Here is a 19,150-nt window from a genome sequence, read left to right on the forward strand (position 1 = left end):
GCATCGAGGAGTCCGATGCTGGGTTTCTTCCTGTTTCTTATGGTCAACGCCACGCTCTTTATCAGGCCCGCAGAGATCGTCCCGGAACTCCTCGGGCTGCCTATCTATAACATCTTCATCCTTTCTTGCCTGACCTGCGCGTTCCCCCTCGTGCTTCACCAGCTCCAGAGTGATTCGCTGGTGTCGAGCCCGATCTCGCTCTGCGTCGTCGGTCTGCTAGGCTCGGTTTTCTTGTCGCATTTCTCTCATCTGAACCTCACGGCCTCGCTCAACTCGACCTCACTGTTCGTCAAGGTGGTGCTGTACTTCCTGCTGCTGGTCGGCCTGGTCGACTCAATGAAGCGGCTCCGAAGCCTGCTCTTCTGGGTGGGCTGGATGATCCTGGTGCTAACGGCCCTGGCCTTACTTCAGTACCACGAGATTATCAACGTGCCAGCCTTGGCGTCCTATGCCGAGGCCCAGTACGATCATGACGGCAACGTGATGGGCGAGATTCTCCGACTGTGCAGCACGGGAATCTACAACAACCCCAACTCGCTCTCGAGGATCCTGGTGACGGGGATCCTGGTCTCGCTCTACTGGCTGGGGGACCGCCGGTCGGGTCCACTCCGGCTGATCTGGCTGGCTCCGCTGGCGATCGAGGCTTACGCCCTGTCGCTGACCCACTCGCGGGGCGGGTTCATGGGCCTGATCACGGCGGTCCTCTGCCTGCTCTACGCCCGATTCGGCGCGAAGACCGCGACGGTGCTGACGGTCCTTTGTCTGCCGGTCATGTTGGTCTTCAAGGGCCGACAATCGAACCTCACGATCAGCGAAGGAACTGGTCACCAGCGGCTCGAGATCTGGGCCGAGGGCTGGACCCTCTTCCGCCAGTCGCCGATCTTCGGGATCGGTATGGACCAGTTCGCCGAGGAGATCCACTATGTCGCACATAACTCGTTCTTCCAAAGCTTTGCGGAGCTGGGGGTGATCGGCGGTTCGTTCTTTGCGGGAATGTTCTACCTGGGAATCCGCTGGCCCTTGAAGCTAGGCACGATCGGATCGCCGATCCGGGACTCGGATTTCCGGAGGCTGGGTTGCTTCCTCTCGGCGATCCTGGCAGGCGAGGCCGTGGGACAACTTTCGATCACTCGATGCTATGACGTGCCAACCTACCTGCTCACGGGCCTGGCGGCCGCCTACTTGCGGGTGGCCGCACGCAACTTCGGCGCGAAAACTCCCGAGGTCAACTTCCTTCTGCTCCTGGAAGTCGGATCAGTGAGCATGGCGTTACTTTTTTCCCTCTTCTTGCTAATGAAGCTTTGAGTCGGGCCGTCCGATGCTGCCCTGGCGGTCGTCGACCACCTGGAGGAGATCGATGAGATTCCCATCGGTGAGCGTCGTCATCCCCTCCTACAACCGGGGAACACTCCTGATCGAGGCGATCGAGAGTGCGCTATCGCAGTCGGTAGTCCCCTCGGAGATCATCGTCGTCGACGACGGCTCGACCGATTCGACCGAGGCCCTGATTGAGCCTTATCGAAGTCGGATCCGTTACGTCCGCCAGCAGAACGGCGGGGTCTCTTCGGCCAGGAACCGGGCGATCCGCGAGGCCTCCGGGGAGCTGATCGCGTTTCTCGACGCCGACGATGTCTGGCATCCCCGCAAGCTCGAGATCCAGTTGCGAATCCTCCAGGATCATCCCGAACTCGGTTTGCTGGGAACTGACTCGTTCGACTGGCCGACCTCGGCCGAGCCGGAAGTGAACGCCGAACACCTCGGACCCTTGGTCCTGATCACCTGGTGGCAACTGGCGGTCAAAAATCATCTGACAACCTCGTCGGTCATCGTCCGGCGTTGGGTTCTGGATCGAGCTGGTGAGTTCGACACGAAGATGCAAGGTCCGGAAGACCGCGACCTCTGGATCAGGGTGGCCGAGATCGCCAGGGTCGCTCACCTGGATCAACCCCTGACCGGCTATCGGATCGTGCCGGGGAGCGTCAGCCAGCAGGCCGAGACCTGTCTGGCCGGGATGCTTCGAATCCTCGGCAAGCTCGACGATAGGCGGGCCTGGCAGGGACGGTGGTTGGTCCGCCGCAAGGCTTACGCTTATGTCTATCACGCGTGCAGCTATCTTTACGCGCGTCAGCGCCGCTATTTCCCCGCTTTGGGCCTGGCTCTCCGGTCACTGGCCTGCTATCCGCTACCGTTCAAGCAGGGCGAGCTGACCTCTTCGGAGCGGACCCGACGCGCCGCGGTGATCCTGCTTCGATGGCTCCGGCTCAAGGGCCCCGAGCCGGAACCTTACGATCCCTCGGCGGACAGCCCGACGGTCGGCTCCGAGCCAAACCGCCTTGGCGCGTCGACGAGCCCCCTGGGATCAGTCCGATGAGCCTGACTCTGCGCGATGAGACTTCGGTTGAATCGAAGACCGCCTCGTTGAAAGTGGTCCATGCCCTGCCCTCGCTCGACGTCGGCGGCCTGGAGCGCAATGTGATCAACCAGATCCGCCTGGCCCCGGACTTCGGCCAGGAAGTGACGGTGATTTGCCTGGAGCGTCCGGGCACCCTGGCGCCTCAGGCGGAAGCCCTCGGGGCCCGGATCATCTGCCTGGATAAGTCCCCCGGTGTTCGACCCAGGCTGATCCTCCGGCTGGCTTCAGTCCTCAAGAGTCTGGCCCCGGAGGTCGTCCACACTCACGATGTCGGCACCCTCTTCTACACCGGACCGGCCGCTCGTCGGGCCGGCGTGCCCCTGGTGGTCCACACCGAGCATGGTCGGGCCGACTACCCTCGGTTCCGCCATCGACTGCTCGGTCGGCTGGCCGGTCGGTTCGCCCGGCCCTTTTACTGCCTGACCGAGGACATGGCAAGCTGGGTCACGTCGCACCGAATCGTCCCTCGCGAAAAGATCCGGCTGATTTTCAACGGGATCGACACAGCCCGATTCCTCGAACCCAGCGACCCCGAGGCGACCCGTCGAGAGCTGGGCATCCCCGCCGGGGTCCCGGTCATCGGCACGGTCGGCCGGCTCAACGAAATCAAGCGGCAAGATGTCCTGATCCGGGCGTTCGCCCGGGTCCGCGAACGGCTGATCGACGCTCATCTGCTCCTGGTCGGCGACGGCCCGATGCGGCAACCGCTGGGCGAACTGGCCGAGGAGCTTGGCCTGGGCGGTTGTGTCCACTTCGCCGGGTTCCGCTCGCACTCGGCGCCTTACCTCAAGGCAATGAACGTCTTCGCGCTGACCAGCCGATCGGAGGGGACTCCCCAGGCTGTCCTGGAGGCGCTGGTGGTGGGCCTGCCGGTAGTGGCCAGCCGGGTCGGCGGCCTTCCCGAGTTGATCGATCACGGGCGGACTGGCCTGCTGGTCGAGCCGGGTGACGAGGCAGAGCTGACCGATGCCCTGCTCGGCTTACTCTCCAACCTGGAGCGGTCGAGACGGCTCAGCGAAGCGGGCCGGCTCGAGGTTGAGGCCCGGTATGATATCCGGCGCATGGCCGACGAGTATCATCGAGACTATCTCGAACTGCTCGGCTCGAGGCGTTGAGCCTCGAGGCTGGATCGTCCCGGCCGCTCCCCCTTCGCTAGAGGATGATCCTTATGTGTGGCTTTGCGGGTTTCCTCGATCCCACTCGGATCGCCGACGGTCAGTCGATGGCCGACGACGCTCGGCGGATGGCCGGAGCGCTGCGGCATCGAGGGCCCGACGACGAGGGAACCTGGTCCGACCCCGAGGCGGGCTACGGTGTCGGCTTCCGCCGCCTCTCGATCGTGGACCTATCGCCGATGGGTCACCAGCCGATGGAGTCGGACGGCGGGCGGTTCGTGGTGGCCTTCAACGGCGAGATCTACAACCATCGGGCGCTCCGCCGAGAGCTTGAGGAGCGGGGCGGCAGCTTTCGCGGAGGCTCCGACACCGAGGTCCTGCTCCGGGCCATCGAGGTCTGGGGGCTTGAAGCCGCCGTTAGACGATTCGTCGGGATGTTCGCCTTTGCCCTCTGGGATCGCCGAGAGCGTCGGCTCCACCTGGTCCGTGACCGGATCGGCGAAAAGCCGCTTTACTACGGGTGGGCCGGAGGCGCGTTTCTCTTCGGGTCGGAGCTCAAGGCGCTTCGGGCTTATCCCGGCTTCAATGCCGAGGTCGACCGCCTATCGCTGGCCCCCTATCTGCGGTTCGGTTACATCCCGGCCCCTTACTCAATTTATCAAGGAATTTTCAAGCTTATTCCAGGCACGATCCTGACGGTCGCGCCCGAGCGGATCGATGCGGAGCCCTCGCCGGTGGCGTACTGGTCGGCGGCGTGGACCGTCGAGGCCGGTCGGGCCGGACTGCCGCAACCCTCCGACGATCGCCAGGCCGTCGACCAGCTCGAGACCCTGCTCCGCGACGCGGTCGGCCAGGAGATGGTTGCCGACGTCCCGCTCGGGGCCTTTCTCTCCGGCGGGATCGACTCGTCGCTGATCGTCGCCCTGATGCAGGCGCAGAGCGATCGGCCGGTCAAGACGTTCACGATCGGGTTCTACGAGGAGGCGTTCAACGAGGCTCGCCACGCCCGGCTCGTGGCCGACCACCTAGGGACCGAGCATACCGAGCTTTATGTCACGCCCGAGGAGGCGATGGCCGTCGTGCCCGAGATGCCAACGATCTACGACGAGCCGTTCGCCGACTCCTCGCAGATCCCCACACTTTTGGTTTCGAGGTTAGCCCGCCGCGACGTGACGGTCAGCCTCTCGGGCGACGGCGGCGACGAGCTGTTCGCCGGTTACCCCTGGTATCGGTGGTCGCCAGCGATCTGGAGCCGGATCGGCTGGATGCCCCGAACTCTACGGCAGGCGACGGCCGGGGCGCTTGGCAGTCTCTCCACCGACGCCTGGGATCGGATCTTCGGCCGGGTCGGTCGGCTCTTGCCCGGCGAGGTCGGCCGCTTCGCCTCGGGAGACCGTATTCACAAGCTCGCCCGGCTGGTGGCCCGGTCGAACAGCCCCGAGGATGTCTGTCGGAACCTCCTGGGCCGTTGGGACGGGAATCCGCCGCTCCGTGACCTGGAGCCGAACCGGGCTCCCCGGCTTAACGGCCATACCCGACCCGACCGGGCGGATGTCGTGGGTCAATTGATGTACAACGACCTGGTCGATTACCTGCCCGACGATATCCTGACCAAGGTCGACCGCTCGAGCATGGCGGCTAGCCTCGAGTCGAGAGCGCCGATCCTGGACCACCGGGTCGTCGAGTTCGCCAGGCGGCTGCCCAAAGCGTTGCGGATTCGCGACGGACGGGGCAAGTGGATCCTCCGGCAGGTGCTCTATCGACACGTTCCGGCCGAACTGGTCGACCGGCCCAAGATGGGCTTCGTCGTGCCGATCGACGCCTGGCTGCGTGGCCCCTTGAAGGGCTGGGCCGAGGCCTTGCTAGACGCCGACCGGCTTCGAGCCGAGGGGTTCCTCGAGCCCGAGCCGATCCTCCGGAAATGGCAGGAGCACCTCTCCGGGAAACGGAACTGGCAGCACGAACTCTGGCGCGTGTTGATGTTCGAGACGTGGCTTGAAGCCCGCTGAGGGATCGTCGATGCGCATCCTGGTGGTGACCAGCCTCTTCCCTAACCCGTATCGACCGGGGCTGGCTCCGTTCAACGCCTCGCAGTTGCGGACCCTGGCTGACCGGCATCCCACGACGGTCATCGCGCCGGTGGCCTGGACCGTTGAGCTGCCGGCCAGGCTCCGGGGCGCTCCGGCCTTGCCGAGCGGTCGGCGGATCATTCGCGGCGGGCTCGTCGTCGACTATCCCCGTTACGTCCACACCCCCTTGATCCTCCGAGGGTGGTACGGCCGATACTTCCGGGCCTCGATCCGTCAGAGCTTCGAGCGGGCCCTCATGGAGTTCCGCCCCGAGGTCGTCCTGGGAAGCTGGGCCTATCCCGACGGCTGGGCGGCGGTCGATCTGGGGCATCGGGCAGGTCTGCCGGTGGCGGTCCAGGTCCACGGATGCGACGTACTCAATGCCGGCCTCGGCCTGGACAGGGTCCCAAGCCGGAAGCGAAGGACGGTCGAGGCGCTTCAGAAGGCCGACGCGGTTCTGGCGGTCAGCCGAGACCTGGGGGCGAAGGTCATCGGCCTGGGGGTTGATCCGGCGAGAGTCCACGTCCAGCCTCAAGGCGTCGACCTCGAGCGGTTCTCCCCCGGAGATCGGCTTGAGGCACGAGACCGGCTGGGCCTGGCCAGGTCCGGCAAGGTTCTGCTCTGGGTTGGACGGGTCGACCCGGTCAAGGGGCTCGACGTGCTGATCGAGGCGGCGGCCGAGTTGCTCCGCCGCCGGGTCGACTTCCAGGTCTATCTGGTCGGCGACGGCGCCCCCCGGGCCGCCCTGGAGGCCCGGAGCCGGGCGCTCGGGCTCTCCAGGTCAATCCACTTCGTCGGGGCCCAACCCAATGGCCAGCTCCCCGACTGGTATCGGGCGGCCGACCTGACGCTCTTGCCGAGCCGGTCAGAGGGCTTGCCCAACGTCCTCCGGGAATCGCTGGCCTGCGGGACCCCGTTCGTGGCCAGCAATGTCGGCGGTATCGCCGAGATCGCCGAGGGAGACGCCGGCCGGCTGGTCAGAGCCGGCGACCCGGTCGCACTGGCCGACCAGATCCATCGGTCCTTAATCGACCCGCCCGACGCGTCGAGACACCGACCCCTGAGCTGGGACGACTCCTCGGCGATCCTGGCCGACCTCCTTCGTGCGCTCGTCTCGACCAAAGCGGCTGCCAGCTGACCGCGCCGCTGTCCCCAATCGACGGAGATCCACCCTTGGGCATCGAACCCAGGCCACCCGCGATCCTCTACTTCGGCAACGACTGGTTCGCCGAGAACCGGACCTCCAGCCACCACATCGCCCGGCAACTGGCCGAGGAGGGATTCGAGGTCTACTACATCGAGTGCCCCGGGCTGCACATCCCCAAGGGAACCGTGCGCGACCTGAAGAAGATCGGCTCGAAGCTCGCCAAGTTCCTCCAGGGGGCGGTTTCGGTCGGTCCTCGGCTGAAGGTCCGGACCCTCCTGCAGATCCCGTTCCACCGCTTCGGGCCGATCCGCAGGCTCAACCGCGCCCTGATCCTGGCGACGATCCGGAGCCTGATCCGCCGCGAGCGGATCGATCGGCCGATCTCGTGGTTCGTGATCCCACACCTCTCCCCGATAGTCGGCCGGCTGGGTGAGCGGCTCTCGGTCTATTACTGCACCGACGATTATGCGTCGTTGCCCAACGTCGACGTCGAGGTGGTCCGGGCCATGGACGAGGACCTGACCCGCCGGGCCGATCTGGTCTTCGTCACCTCTGATACCCTCTTCGATTCGAAGCGTCGGCTCAATTCGAATACCCATGTCAGCCCCCACGGCGTCGACGTCGAACACTTCGCCAGGGCCCAGGACCCACAGATCGCCATCCCGGTCGATGTAGCGGAGCTGCCCCGGCCGGTCATCGGGTTCTTCGGCCTGATCGGCGGGCAGATCGATCTGGAGCTGGTCGACTGGCTGGCCCGGCAGCGTCCCTCGTGGACCTTCCTGATGATCGGCCGGGTTGCCGTTCCCGCCGATCAGGTTCCCCAGAGCCCCAACGTCCGGATGGTCGGCAAGCGGCCTTACTCGGAGCTACCCGCCTACGGCAAGGTCTTCGACGCGGCGATCATCCCCTATCGATCCTCGCAGTTCGCCCTTTACGCCAACCCGTTGAAGCTCCGCGAATACCTGGCGATGGGCAAGCCGATCGTCGCGATTAGCACCCCCGAGATCGACAAGTTCGCCGACGTCGTGGCGATCGCCCGGTCGTCCGAGGAGTTCCTCCAGAAGCTCGACGAGGTCCTGGCCCGCCCGTCAACCCCCGAGGAGATCCAGAGGCGGATGGACCAAGTCGCCTCGCTGAGCTGGGATGCCCGCCGGCGCGAGATCCTCGAGATCGTCAATCCGCACCTCGAGGCGTCGAGAAATCCGGGGGAAGTCGTCGGAGCCTCCTGAAACCAGCCTCGACCTGAAACCAGTCTCGACCGGGCGTCAAAATCAAAACGGGTGATCGATTCCAATATCGGCGTCCAGTCGTGAGATTATTTTATGGAACCATTCACGATCGCCGTCGTCTGCTTCTGGACCTGCGCGGTCCTGGTCGTCTACGCCTATCTGGGCTACCCGGTTTTGATCTGGGTCCTCGCAAGGGTCTTTGGCCAGATGCCAGCTCCCCCGCACAAAGACGAATTCGAATGGCCGAGCGTCTCGCTGCTGATACCGGCGTACAACGAGGAGAGGGTCATCGAAGAGCGGATTCGCAACGCCCTGGCGATGGACTACCCCGCCGATCGGCTCCAGATCGTTGTCGGGTCCGATGGCAGCACCGACGCGACCAACGCGATCGCCCGAAGCTACGCCGGCCAGGGGGTTGAACTGCTCGACTACGAGGTCCGCCGGGGTAAAGCCTCCATCCTCAACCAAACGATCCCCGGACTCCGTGGCGAACTCGTCCTGATGTCCGATGCGAACACGATGATCGATTTTGACGCGCTCCGCAGGCTCGCCCAATGGTTCCACGACCCCTCCATCGGCGCGGTCTGCGGCCGCCTGGTCCTGATCGACCCGGCTAACGGGCGGAACGTCGACGGCCTCTATTGGACGTATGAGACGTTCATCAAGAAATGCGAGAATCAACTCGGGGCGCTGCTGGGAGCCAACGGCGGTCTCTATCTGGTCCGCAGGGCTCTCTACGCTCCGATCCCGGCCACGACCACCGTCGACGACCTGGTCATCCCGCTCCGAGCCAAGCTGGCGACCGGGTGCAGGATCGTCTACGAAGCATCGGCGGTCGCTCGGGAGGAGACCGCTCCCGACATCGAAGGCGAGTTCCGCCGTCGGGCCCGGAACGGAACGGGCGACTTCCGGAGTATGGAAATCCTCTGGCCGCTGCTCAACCCGGTCTGGGGCTGGACCGCCTTCGCCTTCTTCTCTCACAAGTTCCTGCGCCTGCTCTGCCCTTTCTTGCTGATTCTCCTACTGGCCAGCAGCGTGATCCTGAGCGATCGGCCGATCTACAGGGCGGCACTACTCGGGCAGCTTGGCTTCTATCTCATCGCGGTGGCAGCGGGCTACACGCCACTTCATCCCAAGGTGTTTCGATTCCTCAGGCTGACGACCATGTTCAGCGGGATGAATCTGGCGCTGCTCCTGGGGTTCTGGCGATGGATCTGGGGCACCCAGAAGGGAATCTGGAACCCCACCGGCCGTCAAGGTCAACGCGCCTGAAGCGCTCGAGGAGGGTCAGTTTGATGAGCATCGCGATGGGCTTGATCACGCTGGTTCTCCTTCTGCTGGCCGGGCTCGGGCTCGTCGTCGGCGTGATCTTCGGACTGGCCAGCCGGAGAGGTTTTGATCGATGCCTGATCCCTTACCTGATCCAGCTCGGCAAGCGTCGGAGGGAGCGGCCCGACGGACCGATCCATGTCCTGCTCTGTATCGCCGATCACTTCGAGCCGGCCAACGACGGCGCGTCGCCCGAGAAAGCCACCGAGCGGGTCCGTCAGTGGGTTGAGGACTATCCGAGACTCTTCGGCCTGTTCCAAGACAGCGACGGGAAGCCGCCCCAGCACTCGTTCTTCTACCCGATCGAGCAGTACAACGCCGAACACCTCGACCATCTTGCCGAGCTATGCCGGAGCGGTTTCGGTGAAGTCGAGGTACACCTCCACCACCACGATGATACCGCCGAGGGGCTCCGGGTGGCGATCCAGCAAGCCAAGCAGCGTCTCTCAGAACGTCACGGTCTTTTGCCGAGAGATCGGGAAACGGGCGAGCTGGCCTATGGGTTCATCCACGGGAACTGGGCCCTGGACAACTCCCGTCCCGACGGCCGATGGTGCGGCGTCAACAACGAACTCGACGTGCTCCGCGAAACCGGCTGCTACGCCGACTTCACGCTCCCCTCGGCTCCCAGCCCGACCCAGACCCGTAAGATCAATAGTATCTACTACGCGGTCGACGACCCCAAGCGTCCCCGGTCGCACGACTGGGGCGTCGACGCCGGCATCGGGCCAACCCCAGCCGACGCCCTCTTGATGATCCAAGGGCCGCTGGTGCTCGACTGGCGGAGGCGAAAATGGGGCCTCGTCCCACGGATTGAAAACGGTTGCCTCCAAGGCAACCAACCACCGAGCCCGGAGCGGCTGGAGCTCTGGATCAAGGCGAGTGTCCAGATTGCCCGGCGGCCCGACTGGTACTTCGTCAAGCTCCACACTCACGGGGCTCCCGGATCGAACCGCGAGGTGCTCCTTGGTGAACCCATGATCCGCTTCCATCAGGATCTGGCTCGCCGAGCCCAGCAAGACGCTCAGTTCCAGTTCCACTACGTGACCGCTCGCGAGATGTTCAACCTGGCCCAAGCCGCCGAGCAGGGCTGGACTGGGCCGGTCGACCAGGCCCGCGACTACCGGATGATCTGGGACGGAGCTTCGACGAGCCCGGCCGACCTAGCCTCAGTCTCGGCCGAGCCGACGATCGAAGACGCACCTTGAGGAGGCACGCATGAGCTCGGAACTCGAAGCACGATCGACGGCCGGTCCGGCTCTGGCGGAAATTCGGCCCGAGCCGGCCGCCTCTCGCCGGAGCTTCTCCAGGATCGGCCTGATCATCGCCACTCTCGGGGTAGTCTTGAGCCTCGGAGCGCGGCTGATCTACCTGGGCGCGGGGCCGTTCGGCGGTGATGAGCGGTACGTCGTGCTTCACGCCCTGAAGTTCGGCACCGGCAACCTCAACCCGAAGAACTTTGACTGGCCCGCGTCCTCCTTCTACTACCTGACCTTCCTCGTCGATGGGTTCTTCTTCGCCGGCGGATTCTTGGCGGGATGTTTCCGAAGCCCCACCGACTTCGTCCTGGGATACCTGAGCAACCCTCGGGCTTATTACCTGATTCCCCGGCTGCTCTCGGCGAGCTTCGGCCTGGGCACGGTCATACTCCTGATCCGGGCGACCGGCCGGATGGTCGACCGACCAACCGGGCTGCTCGCCGGGCTCCTGCTGCTGATGGTCCCGCTGCATGTGCAGACCAGCCGGGCCGGTCTGGCCGACGTCCCGATGACCTTCTTCGCGATCGCCTCGCTGGGGATCTCGCTCCGGATCGCGACCTCGGCGGAGGCCCGGCGCCGCGATTACCTTCTGGCGGGGATCATGGTCGGCCTGGCCGGCTCGATGAAGTACCACGGCGTGCTTTCGGCAAGCTATGTAATCTCGGCCGATCTTTACCGCGAGTTCCCCCGGCTGGGTTGGCGGGCCGTCGTGGGGCTCCCGGTTCGCCGATCCCTTCTGGCCGCCGCCGGGATGTCGATCCTGGCGTTCGTCGCGACGACGCCGTTCGCCGTCCTGGATTACCCGACCTTCTTCGCCGACCTCCGGTTTCAGCTGGAGCATCAGCGAGGCATCGTCGAGCATATCGGCATCGCCGAGCCCCCATCACCATTCCTCGAGCTGTTTCGGTCGACCTTGCCGGAGGTCGTCGGCCTGCCGATCGTCCTGCTCGGGTTCGCCGGGGGGGTACTCGCGTTGGTCGACCGCCGCCTCGGGCTGGCCGGTTCGATGCTGATCCCCTCGGTCGTCCTGGGACTGGCCGCCTTCCTGATGAGCCGGGTTCGGTTCACGCATTACCTCCTGCCGATCACGCCCTGCCTCTGCGCCCTGGCGGCCATCACGATCCGATCCATCGCCGGGCGTCTGGCCTCGACCGAGCCGAGGAGGTCGCTCATAAGCGGCCTGGCGCTGGGCTTGATCCTCGTCCTGACGATCCCGTTTCAGGTCAAGACGGCCCTGGCTCTGGGCTTGCCCCACACCGGGTCGGCGACGATGGCCTGGGTCCTGGAGCAATTCAAGCCGGGGACGAAGTTCGCGATGGACGACGAGGAGGACCTGAACTTCCTGCCGACGGTTGCCTCGCTCGATCGAAGCATCGCCGAGGCGAAGGCCGCCGGATTCTCCGGCAGGGTCGATTACTACTCGAACCTCAGGAAGATGATCGAGCGAGACCGGAACCATCCCCATTATGATCTCTACCGATTGCACGCCTCGGATCGCTCGGGCGATTATCTCCGATATCTCCAGGATCAAGATGTCCGATATTTCATCCGATCGGGGTCGGTCGTCTCGATGTTCCGGAGGAACCGGCCCTCGCCGACGACCGAGGAGCGGCTCCGGTTCTACAAGGAACTTGAGTCTCGAGCCAAGCTCATCGCCACGATCGAGGGAGACAACCAGAAGCTCCGAGGCCGGTCCTTCGAGGTCTTTGAGCTTCCGGCTGGCGATCGTTGAGGCTCGGACCATCGGATTGAGCGAGGGGCATTTTTGAAGGAGAGGACCGACATGACCGATCAGGGCGAATCCAGGACCCTGGAACAGCTCAGAGAACATTACGAGATCGAAAAGGATCTGGCCGGCCGGCTTCGCCAGGCCTCCAGCCAGGACAGAAAGCACCTCTACTCGGCCCTCTACGATGAGCTTTATCAAAGGGTTCCGCATCACCCTCGAAACACTCGTCGACATTCGTTGGAGGACAACGCCCGAGCCGTTCGGAGTCAGATGCGGTTTCTCCAGCGCTTCCTCAGGCCCGATGCGTCGTTCCTGGAGGTCGGCCCGGGGGATTGCAGCCTATCCTTTGAGGCGTCCCGGTTCGTCCGGAAGGTCTATGCTATCGACGTCTCGGCAGTGGCCATGAACAACCTCTCCAGGCCCGAGAACGTTGAAATTGTGACCTTCGACGGGATCAGTATCCCCCTACCGGCCGGATCGGTGGACATCGCCTACAGCCACCAGGTCATGGAACACCTGCACCAGGACGACGCCCTGGCGCAGCTCCGAAGCATCTTCGAGGTCCTCAAGCCCGGCGGCCTCTATCTCTGCCTTACCCCGAATCGGCTCTACGGTCCATCCGACATCTCCATGTACTTCGACGAGAGGCCCACCGGCTTCCACATGAAGGAATATACCAACACCGATCTATCGAAGCTGATGCTCGAGTCGGGATTTTCCAGGGTCCGGGCCTACGCCGGTCTCAAGGGGCGTTATGCCCCGGTGCCCGGACCGCTGATGACCTGGACCGAGGGGTTCCTGGATCGGCTGCCTCACGGGTCGAGGCGAGCCATCGCCGGGTCCCGTGCGGTCTCGAACTTCCTCGGCATCCGGTTGGTGGCGGCCAGGTGAGCCGATCAACCTCGACGACTGGTCCCCGACGGCCCGCTGAGCTTCGACGACGCGGATGAACCCTTCCTCGCATCAAACCTTCCTCGAACCGTCCCGCTCTCCAGGAAACGGACCACCACGATGAGCTCTCCGAGCGACTTCCCTGATCCATCCATCCCGACCAGGGATCTCCGCGAGTTGATGCTCTCGAAGATCCTCGACAACGCCTGTCGCGTTGGAATCATCGGCCTCGGATATGTCGGGCTGCCGCTGGCCCGAGCCTTTGTCGATTGAGGGATCGCGGTCCTGGGCTTCGACGTCGACTCTGCCAAGGTCGAATCGCTCCGTCGGGGACAGAGATACATCGGCCACATCACCGACGAGGTAGTCCGCGAGATGACCCGCCGCGGTTTCGAGGCAACAGACGATTTCAACAGGCTCGACGAACCTGATGCGATCCTGATCTGTGTGCCGACTCCCCTGAAGGACGGTCGCGAGCCCGACCTGACTTTTGTGGTCGAATCGAGCAAGACCATCGCCACCCAGCTCCGAGCTGGTCAGCTAGTGGTCCTCGAGAGTACAACCTATCCCGGCACCGCCCGCGACGTCGTCCGACCGATCCTCGAGGCCAAAGGCTTGCAGGCCGGTGAAGACTTTTTCCTGGCGTTCAGCCCCGAGCGTGAGGATCCGGGCAACCCCCAGTTCTCGGCCCCGACGATTCCCAAGGTTGTCGGCGGGCTCGACCCTCGGAGCCTCGAGTTCGCCTCGACCCTGTATGCCAAGGTGATCACCCGAGTCGTCCCGGTTTCAAGCTGCGAGGTCGCCGAAGCCTGCAAAATCCTCAAGAACACCTATCGGGCTGTAAACATCGCCTTGGTCAACGAACTGAAGATCCTTTACGGCCGGATGGGCATCGACGTTTGAGAGGTGATCGAGGCGGCCCGGACCAAGCCCTTCGGATTCCAGGTGTTCTAGCCTGGTCCAGGGCTGGGCGGGCGCTGCATTCCGATCGATCCGTTCTAACTCTCCTGGATCGCCAGGAAACACGGCCTGACGACCCGGTTCTTCGGGCTGGCCGGAGAGATCAACACCGCCATGCCCGCCTACGTTGTTCAGCGAATCGCCGACGCCCTCAACGATCGGGCCAAGCCGGTCCGGGGCAGTAAGATCATCCTGCTTGGTATGGCTTTCAAGAAGGACGTGGACGACCCCCGCGAATCGCCCGGCTTCGAGCTGATGGAGTTGCTCCTGGCTAAAGGAGCCATCGTCTCCTACAACGACCCACATATCCCCAAGCTCCCCTCGATGCGGCACTACCCTGGACTCAAGATGACCAGCCAGCCGTTGACGCCGGAATACCTCCGGTCTCAGGATTGCGTCCTGATCGCGACGGACCACTTAGCCTACGACTGGCCCTTGATCGTCGAGCACTCGCCGTTGGTCATCGACACCCGCAATGCGGCCCGGAAGGTAAAGGCTCATCGCGAGCGGATCGTCCCGGCCTGACCAGCCTGGAGACGCCGCGGATCATCGATCACTTCGAAAGTGAGCGTCCCGCCGCAACCGGTCTAATCCGGTAGCGGCGGGACCCCTTTTTGCCTCTCTAAGACGTTTACTTCTGACGGTTCTTGCGGCGGCCACCCTGGAGGGTCGGGACCGTCGGGATCTCCTGGCCCGAGAAGACCTGATCAACGCCCGCCGAGCTCGGATTGACGGTGCTGGTCGGGGCCTGGAGCGGAGCCGTGATCGACTTGGTCGAGGTCGTCGATGCCCCGGAAACCAGCGGTACAACCGTGGCAGTGACCGACCCAAGGGTGGACGGCGTGGTGGGTTTGAAGACGACGTCTACCCAGTAGTTGGTCGCCTTCCAGGTCTGGGTGGGGAAGCCTCCCCCTGAACCATACCGGAAGACACTCCCGTTGGCCGGCACTGACAGTGGTCCGCTGGTATAGGCCGAGGCGAAGTAGTTCGCGTCCGACGCGTAGCCACCTTGCGGAGCCAGGTACGACGCCACGTAAATCGTGTTCGGCTGAATCGTCACCGGCGAGGCGAAGGTCACTTGCTGCCAACCCGAGGCCGTCTCGGACGTGAACGTGGCCGAGGCCAGAAGCTGGCCGCTGCTGCTCCAGAGGTGGCCAACGTGGGTTCCCGTGTTGGTGCCGGCCTTGTAGAAGCGGATTCCGGTGATCGTCCCAGCCGTGTTGGAGCTGAACTTCACCCCCAGCTCAACCGCGCTGGCTTCGGGGAACGACGCCGTAACCGGCTTGGACGAGCTGCTCCAAAGCGTGGACGACGTCGACGTTGATGGAGGGGTGGCGTCCGTGCCGGTGGTGAAGGACCGGGTGGTCGTGCCGACCATCAGATTGCCGGCAAGGTCCTTGACCCCACTGACGCTGGCGGTGTAAGTCGTCGAGGCCTTCAAAGCCGCCGATGGCTTGAGTGTGGCCGTGTTGCTATTCGTCGCGTAGGTCACGGTGGACGGGATCACGCTGCCGGCGGCGTCCTTGAGCACGAAGTTGATCGTGCCCGACTGGACCGCTTCGCTGAAGAGCGCCGTGACGCTGGCCGTCGTCGCCACGCCGGTGGCAGCGGCCGCCGGGGTGAATGAGTTGACCTTAGGGGCCACCGTGTCGACCGTTCCGGTGGTGAAGGACCCGGTGGTCGTGCCGACCATCAGATTGCCGGCAACGTCCCTGACCCCACTGACGCTGGCGGTGTAAGTCGTCGAGGCCTTCAAAGCCGCCGATGGCTTGAGTGTGGCCGTGTTGCTATTCGTCGCGTAGGTCACGGTGGACGGGATCACGCTGCCGGCGGCGTCCTTGAGCACGAAGTTGATCGTGCCCGACTGGACCGCTTCGCTGAAGAGCGCCGTGACGCTGGCCGTCGTCGCCACGCCGGTGGCAGCGGCCGCCGGGGTGAATGAGTTGACCTTAGGGGCCACCGTGTCGCCGACCGGAGCCGGCGGACTCGTGCTGCCGGCCTGGAACTCGTATGCACCAATATCGACACCATTGCCGATCGGCCTGGGCTTCTTTTCCAGATCGGTCGAGGGAGCGTTCAGAGAGGTCCCGGTATCGATCAGGGTGCTTGTCGATGGGAGGTGGAAGTCCAACCCGGACGCGTTGACGAAGGATTTGGTCAGGTCGAGCAGTATCGAGTGAGTATCGAAGGCGTACTTGGTCTGCCACTGGCTCAGCGTGAGGCTCGAACTGCCCTCGTCGGCCGAGAACCTCGGAGCGACGGCGTTGTAATCCATCTTCATTCCGGTCAGACTGGCCGCCGAGGCGATGACAGTCCCGTCGGTCCCGTTGGTGCTGGCCGAATACAGCACATTGTTGATGATCGTGTTGCCCGTGCTGGCATCGGCCAGCCGAAGCGCCGACTGACCATCGGCTGCCACCATGATTGTGTTATTGGCGATCAGATTGTTCGTCGAGCCCTGCGAGCTCTGGAGCTGGGCGACGGTGAGCCCCTTGGCGTGGGCGTTGGCGATGATGTTATTGCGAATGACCGAATTCTGGACGCCGCCGAGGTTGATTGCCGAGCCCGGACCATACTTCGCCAGCGATCCGCCCATACCGACGTTGGTGATGATGTTGTTCTCGACCAGGGCTCCCGGAATCAGTCCGTTGCCTCCCTGGCTGGAGTCGCCGTTAAGCAGCAACCCGTTGCCCAGGACATTGGTCACCGTATTGCCGCGGACGGTCGGCCGGACCGCGCTATTGGCCACGTAGATCCCGGTGTCATAGCCCCCGGAAACCTTGTTGTTCTGGACCAGTAGGTCGGTGGTGAAACTGGTCATCATGCCGCACTGGTCAACCTGCCGGAGTTGAATCGTGTTGTTGCTGAAATTGACACCGATTCCTCCGCCAGCGGCCCGGAGCGCGGTCCTCCAATTGGACTGGCTGGCATCGGGGGTGATGGTGAACCCGCTGATGGTGACGTAATTGCAGTTTTCCAGGTTGATCGCGTCGGGTGTCTTGCCATTGCGGACGTTGATGAGCGTGCCCGGGTCGGCCTGAAACGTGATCGGAGCGTTCGCGGTCCCACCCTGGGGAGAATTCCAGCCCATGATGAAACCGGCGTAGGTGCCCGCCCGAACCGAGATCACGTCACCGGGCTTGGCAAGGTCGGAAGCGTGCTGAAGTGTCTTCCAGGGGGCCGTGGCCGTGCCGGCAGCCGAGTCGTTGCCCGTTGGGGAGACGATGTAGTTGCTCAGAGCCAATCGTGTCTCAAGCAGCTCAATTTGCAACCGAGACCTTGATCGCGAGGGCCGGCTTCCATCGGAAAAAAAGTTTCGCCCTCGAGATGTGAGCCTAGGTAGAATTTTCATCAGTCGGGACTCTCTTGGTAAAAGCTGGGGAGTGGACGACCCTGGAGCCGGGGACGGGTGCGAGCCGTCCCCGGCTCAGTGCATTGACGGAAAAAGCTGGGGAGTGGACGACCCTGGAGCCGGGGACGGGTGCGAGCCGTCCCCGGCTCAGTGCATTGACGGAAACACAATTCCTGCCCGGGGGGATGAAGCTGGATTTCGACAGTCTCGAAACCTCAACGCGAACGTCACCAACGTTAACTTTTATCAAAAATGATTACCTGCTTGAATGCAGCAGACTTTAATCTTTCATTAAGGTAATCGCTTTTATTTATTAGTACTAAGTTGTCGCTTGTCAAGAACCCACGGCATATTTTTTGACTCAAACCAACGAGTTCAAGGTCACTTCTCACCTGCTACGACAATGGTGAGCCATCTGCAACTACTTTTGACGCGCAACTTGAGAGATGACCGACTACGAAACCTGAACCTAACCGACAACGACGGCTCACACCGCGTAACGAAACCGAAAGCCTGAAGGACGTCAAGAACATCATCATGATGTATTGATTTATCATTTCGGATTCCAGTTCTAAACATCGGTAGCATTGGTCTCGCTGTGCCCTTGAAACCCTAGGCCATTCCTGGCCCAAATCAAACCATATGCCAGAAGAGGCTTAGGACGAATGGTCACCGCCACTTACAGCCTGTGGGGAAAGCTACCTTTTCGCCAACACCTTCGATCGTCTGCGGGCCATCAGATGGATCATCGCCAGCTTGACGAACGCCTCGCTGCTTGCGGTGGTCGCCTCATAATCCTTGCTCAGCCGACGGTTCCGCCCCAGCCATGCGAAGGTCCGCTCCACACGCCAGCGGAACGCGATCGGCTCGAACTTGTCGGCACCGGGACGCTTCGCCTTGATCTCCAGCCGCAGCCGGTTGAGGTCTCGCAACGCATAGACCCACTCGGCGATCCCGCCGTTGTAGATCCCATCGGCGACGATGGGGGGGGTGACACTCTATAGACCCACTCGGCGATCCCGCCGTTGTAGATCCCATCGGCGACGATGGGGGGGGTGACACTGGCAGCTTCTGGCTCTTGATTCGATTTGGATCAACACCTTAACTCTAATGTCGACAGATTGTGACCCCATACCTCCTACTCCGGAAGACAAATTCTTTCACATCTCTATGATTTGTTACAATCATTCTTCATTGAGACGGTTCGACCAAGCTCGAATCGATGCATTGATTGTGACATGGTAATGCAGACCTCAAAACCCGATGGTCCTCATTGACTTGAGCTATGCACCGGCAATCAGAGATGTTTGCAAGAGTGAAATAACCATTGGGTTTTCCTGGCCTGTGATCTTGCCTCGCCTGATCTGGGCACCGGACCCGTCAGCCAAGGCGATCCACAGAAAGCCTGGCTTGATCCCTAGAAAGCCTGTCTTGGTCCCTGTGATTCAGAACTCGTAAGAACTGTTCGATTTCGATCGGGATACACAGGCCGGACTTGTCGATCAAGCTCGAGTCGGAAGTTAGTGCATCTTTGCTTCTGTAATTCCCGATTGCCGGTGGGCCGACGGCGGCGGGCGTACCCCGCCTCTGAAGGCCTTCCCGGGCGATTCGCCTTGAAAGCGGCAGGTCATCGCCGGTTCCTTGGAAGGTGCCAACC

12 protein-coding genes and 1 pseudogene are annotated in these 19,150 nt (G+C 63.1%); 11 read left to right on the forward strand and 2 right to left on the reverse strand.

Translation table 11 applies throughout. From position 1 onward, the window contains the following. Positions 1-15 precede the first annotated feature (15 nt). The 11 genes and pseudogenes from EP7_RS27690 to EP7_RS27740 all read left to right on the forward strand — a co-directional run bounded on the left by EP7_RS27690 (position 16) and on the right by EP7_RS27740 (position 14,666). Positions 16-1,305 (forward strand): O-antigen ligase family protein, encoded by a 1,290-nt coding sequence (locus tag EP7_RS27690; RefSeq protein ID WP_463528529.1) that lies wholly within the window; start codon positions 16-18, stop codon positions 1,303-1,305. A 52-nt stretch (positions 1,306-1,357) separates the two neighbouring features. After that, entirely contained in the window at positions 1,358-2,371 is a 1,014-nt protein-coding gene (locus EP7_RS27695) for a glycosyltransferase family 2 protein (RefSeq protein ID WP_463528530.1), read from the forward strand. Next, on the forward strand, positions 2,368-3,528 hold the full coding sequence (locus EP7_RS27700; protein ID WP_463528531.1) for a glycosyltransferase: 1,161 nt from the start codon (positions 2,368-2,370) through the stop codon (positions 3,526-3,528). Before EP7_RS27695 ends, EP7_RS27700 begins: the two co-directional genes overlap by 4 nt. 53 nt (positions 3,529-3,581) lie before the next feature. Beyond that, the gene (asnB, locus tag EP7_RS27705) at positions 3,582-5,537 is read left to right on the forward strand and encodes an asparagine synthase (glutamine-hydrolyzing) (protein ID WP_463528532.1); all 1,956 of its coding nucleotides are present in this window, start codon (positions 3,582-3,584) and stop codon (positions 5,535-5,537) included. A gap of 10 nt (positions 5,538-5,547) precedes the next feature. Then, positions 5,548-6,735 carry a glycosyltransferase gene (locus tag EP7_RS27710; RefSeq protein WP_463528533.1) on the forward strand — a complete coding sequence of 396 codons (1,188 nt, stop codon included), beginning with the start codon at positions 5,548-5,550 and terminating at the stop codon, positions 6,733-6,735. A gap of 35 nt (positions 6,736-6,770) precedes the next feature. Next, the gene (locus EP7_RS27715; RefSeq protein ID WP_463528534.1) at positions 6,771-7,973 is read left to right on the forward strand and encodes a glycosyltransferase; all 1,203 of its coding nucleotides are present in this window, start codon (positions 6,771-6,773) and stop codon (positions 7,971-7,973) included. Positions 7,974-8,066: 93 nt separating this feature from the next. Continuing rightward, positions 8,067-9,245, forward strand: coding sequence for a glycosyltransferase family 2 protein (locus tag EP7_RS27720; RefSeq protein ID WP_463528535.1), 1,179 nt, complete (start codon positions 8,067-8,069; stop codon positions 9,243-9,245). Between the two features lie 23 nt (positions 9,246-9,268). Further along, positions 9,269-10,510, forward strand: a complete 1,242-nt coding sequence (locus EP7_RS27725; RefSeq protein ID WP_463528536.1) for a hypothetical protein — start codon at positions 9,269-9,271, stop codon at positions 10,508-10,510. A gap of 10 nt (positions 10,511-10,520) precedes the next feature. Beyond that, positions 10,521-12,293 carry a glycosyltransferase family 39 protein gene (locus EP7_RS27730; RefSeq protein ID WP_463528537.1) on the forward strand — a complete coding sequence of 591 codons (1,773 nt, stop codon included), beginning with the start codon at positions 10,521-10,523 and terminating at the stop codon, positions 12,291-12,293. 51 nt (positions 12,294-12,344) lie between these two features. Beyond that, entirely contained in the window at positions 12,345-13,181 is an 837-nt protein-coding gene (locus EP7_RS27735; protein ID WP_463528538.1) for a class I SAM-dependent methyltransferase, read from the forward strand. A 180-nt stretch (positions 13,182-13,361) separates the two neighbouring features. Further along, positions 13,362-14,666: pseudogene (locus EP7_RS27740) on the forward strand (nucleotide sugar dehydrogenase). A gap of 106 nt (positions 14,667-14,772) precedes the next feature. Here EP7_RS27740 and EP7_RS27745 read toward each other — a convergent pair. Next, positions 14,773-17,412, reverse strand: a complete 2,640-nt coding sequence (locus EP7_RS27745) for a DUF4082 domain-containing protein (RefSeq protein ID WP_463528539.1) — start codon at positions 17,410-17,412, stop codon at positions 14,773-14,775. Between the two features lie 779 nt (positions 17,413-18,191). Continuing rightward, on the reverse strand, positions 18,192-18,425 hold the full coding sequence (locus EP7_RS27750) for a transposase (RefSeq protein ID WP_463528483.1): 234 nt from the start codon (positions 18,423-18,425) through the stop codon (positions 18,192-18,194). Positions 18,426-19,150: the final 725 nt, after the last annotated feature.

The organism is Isosphaeraceae bacterium EP7 (assembly GCA_038400315.1).
In the GTDB taxonomy this organism is placed as follows: Bacteria; Planctomycetota; Planctomycetia; order Isosphaerales; family Isosphaeraceae; genus EP7.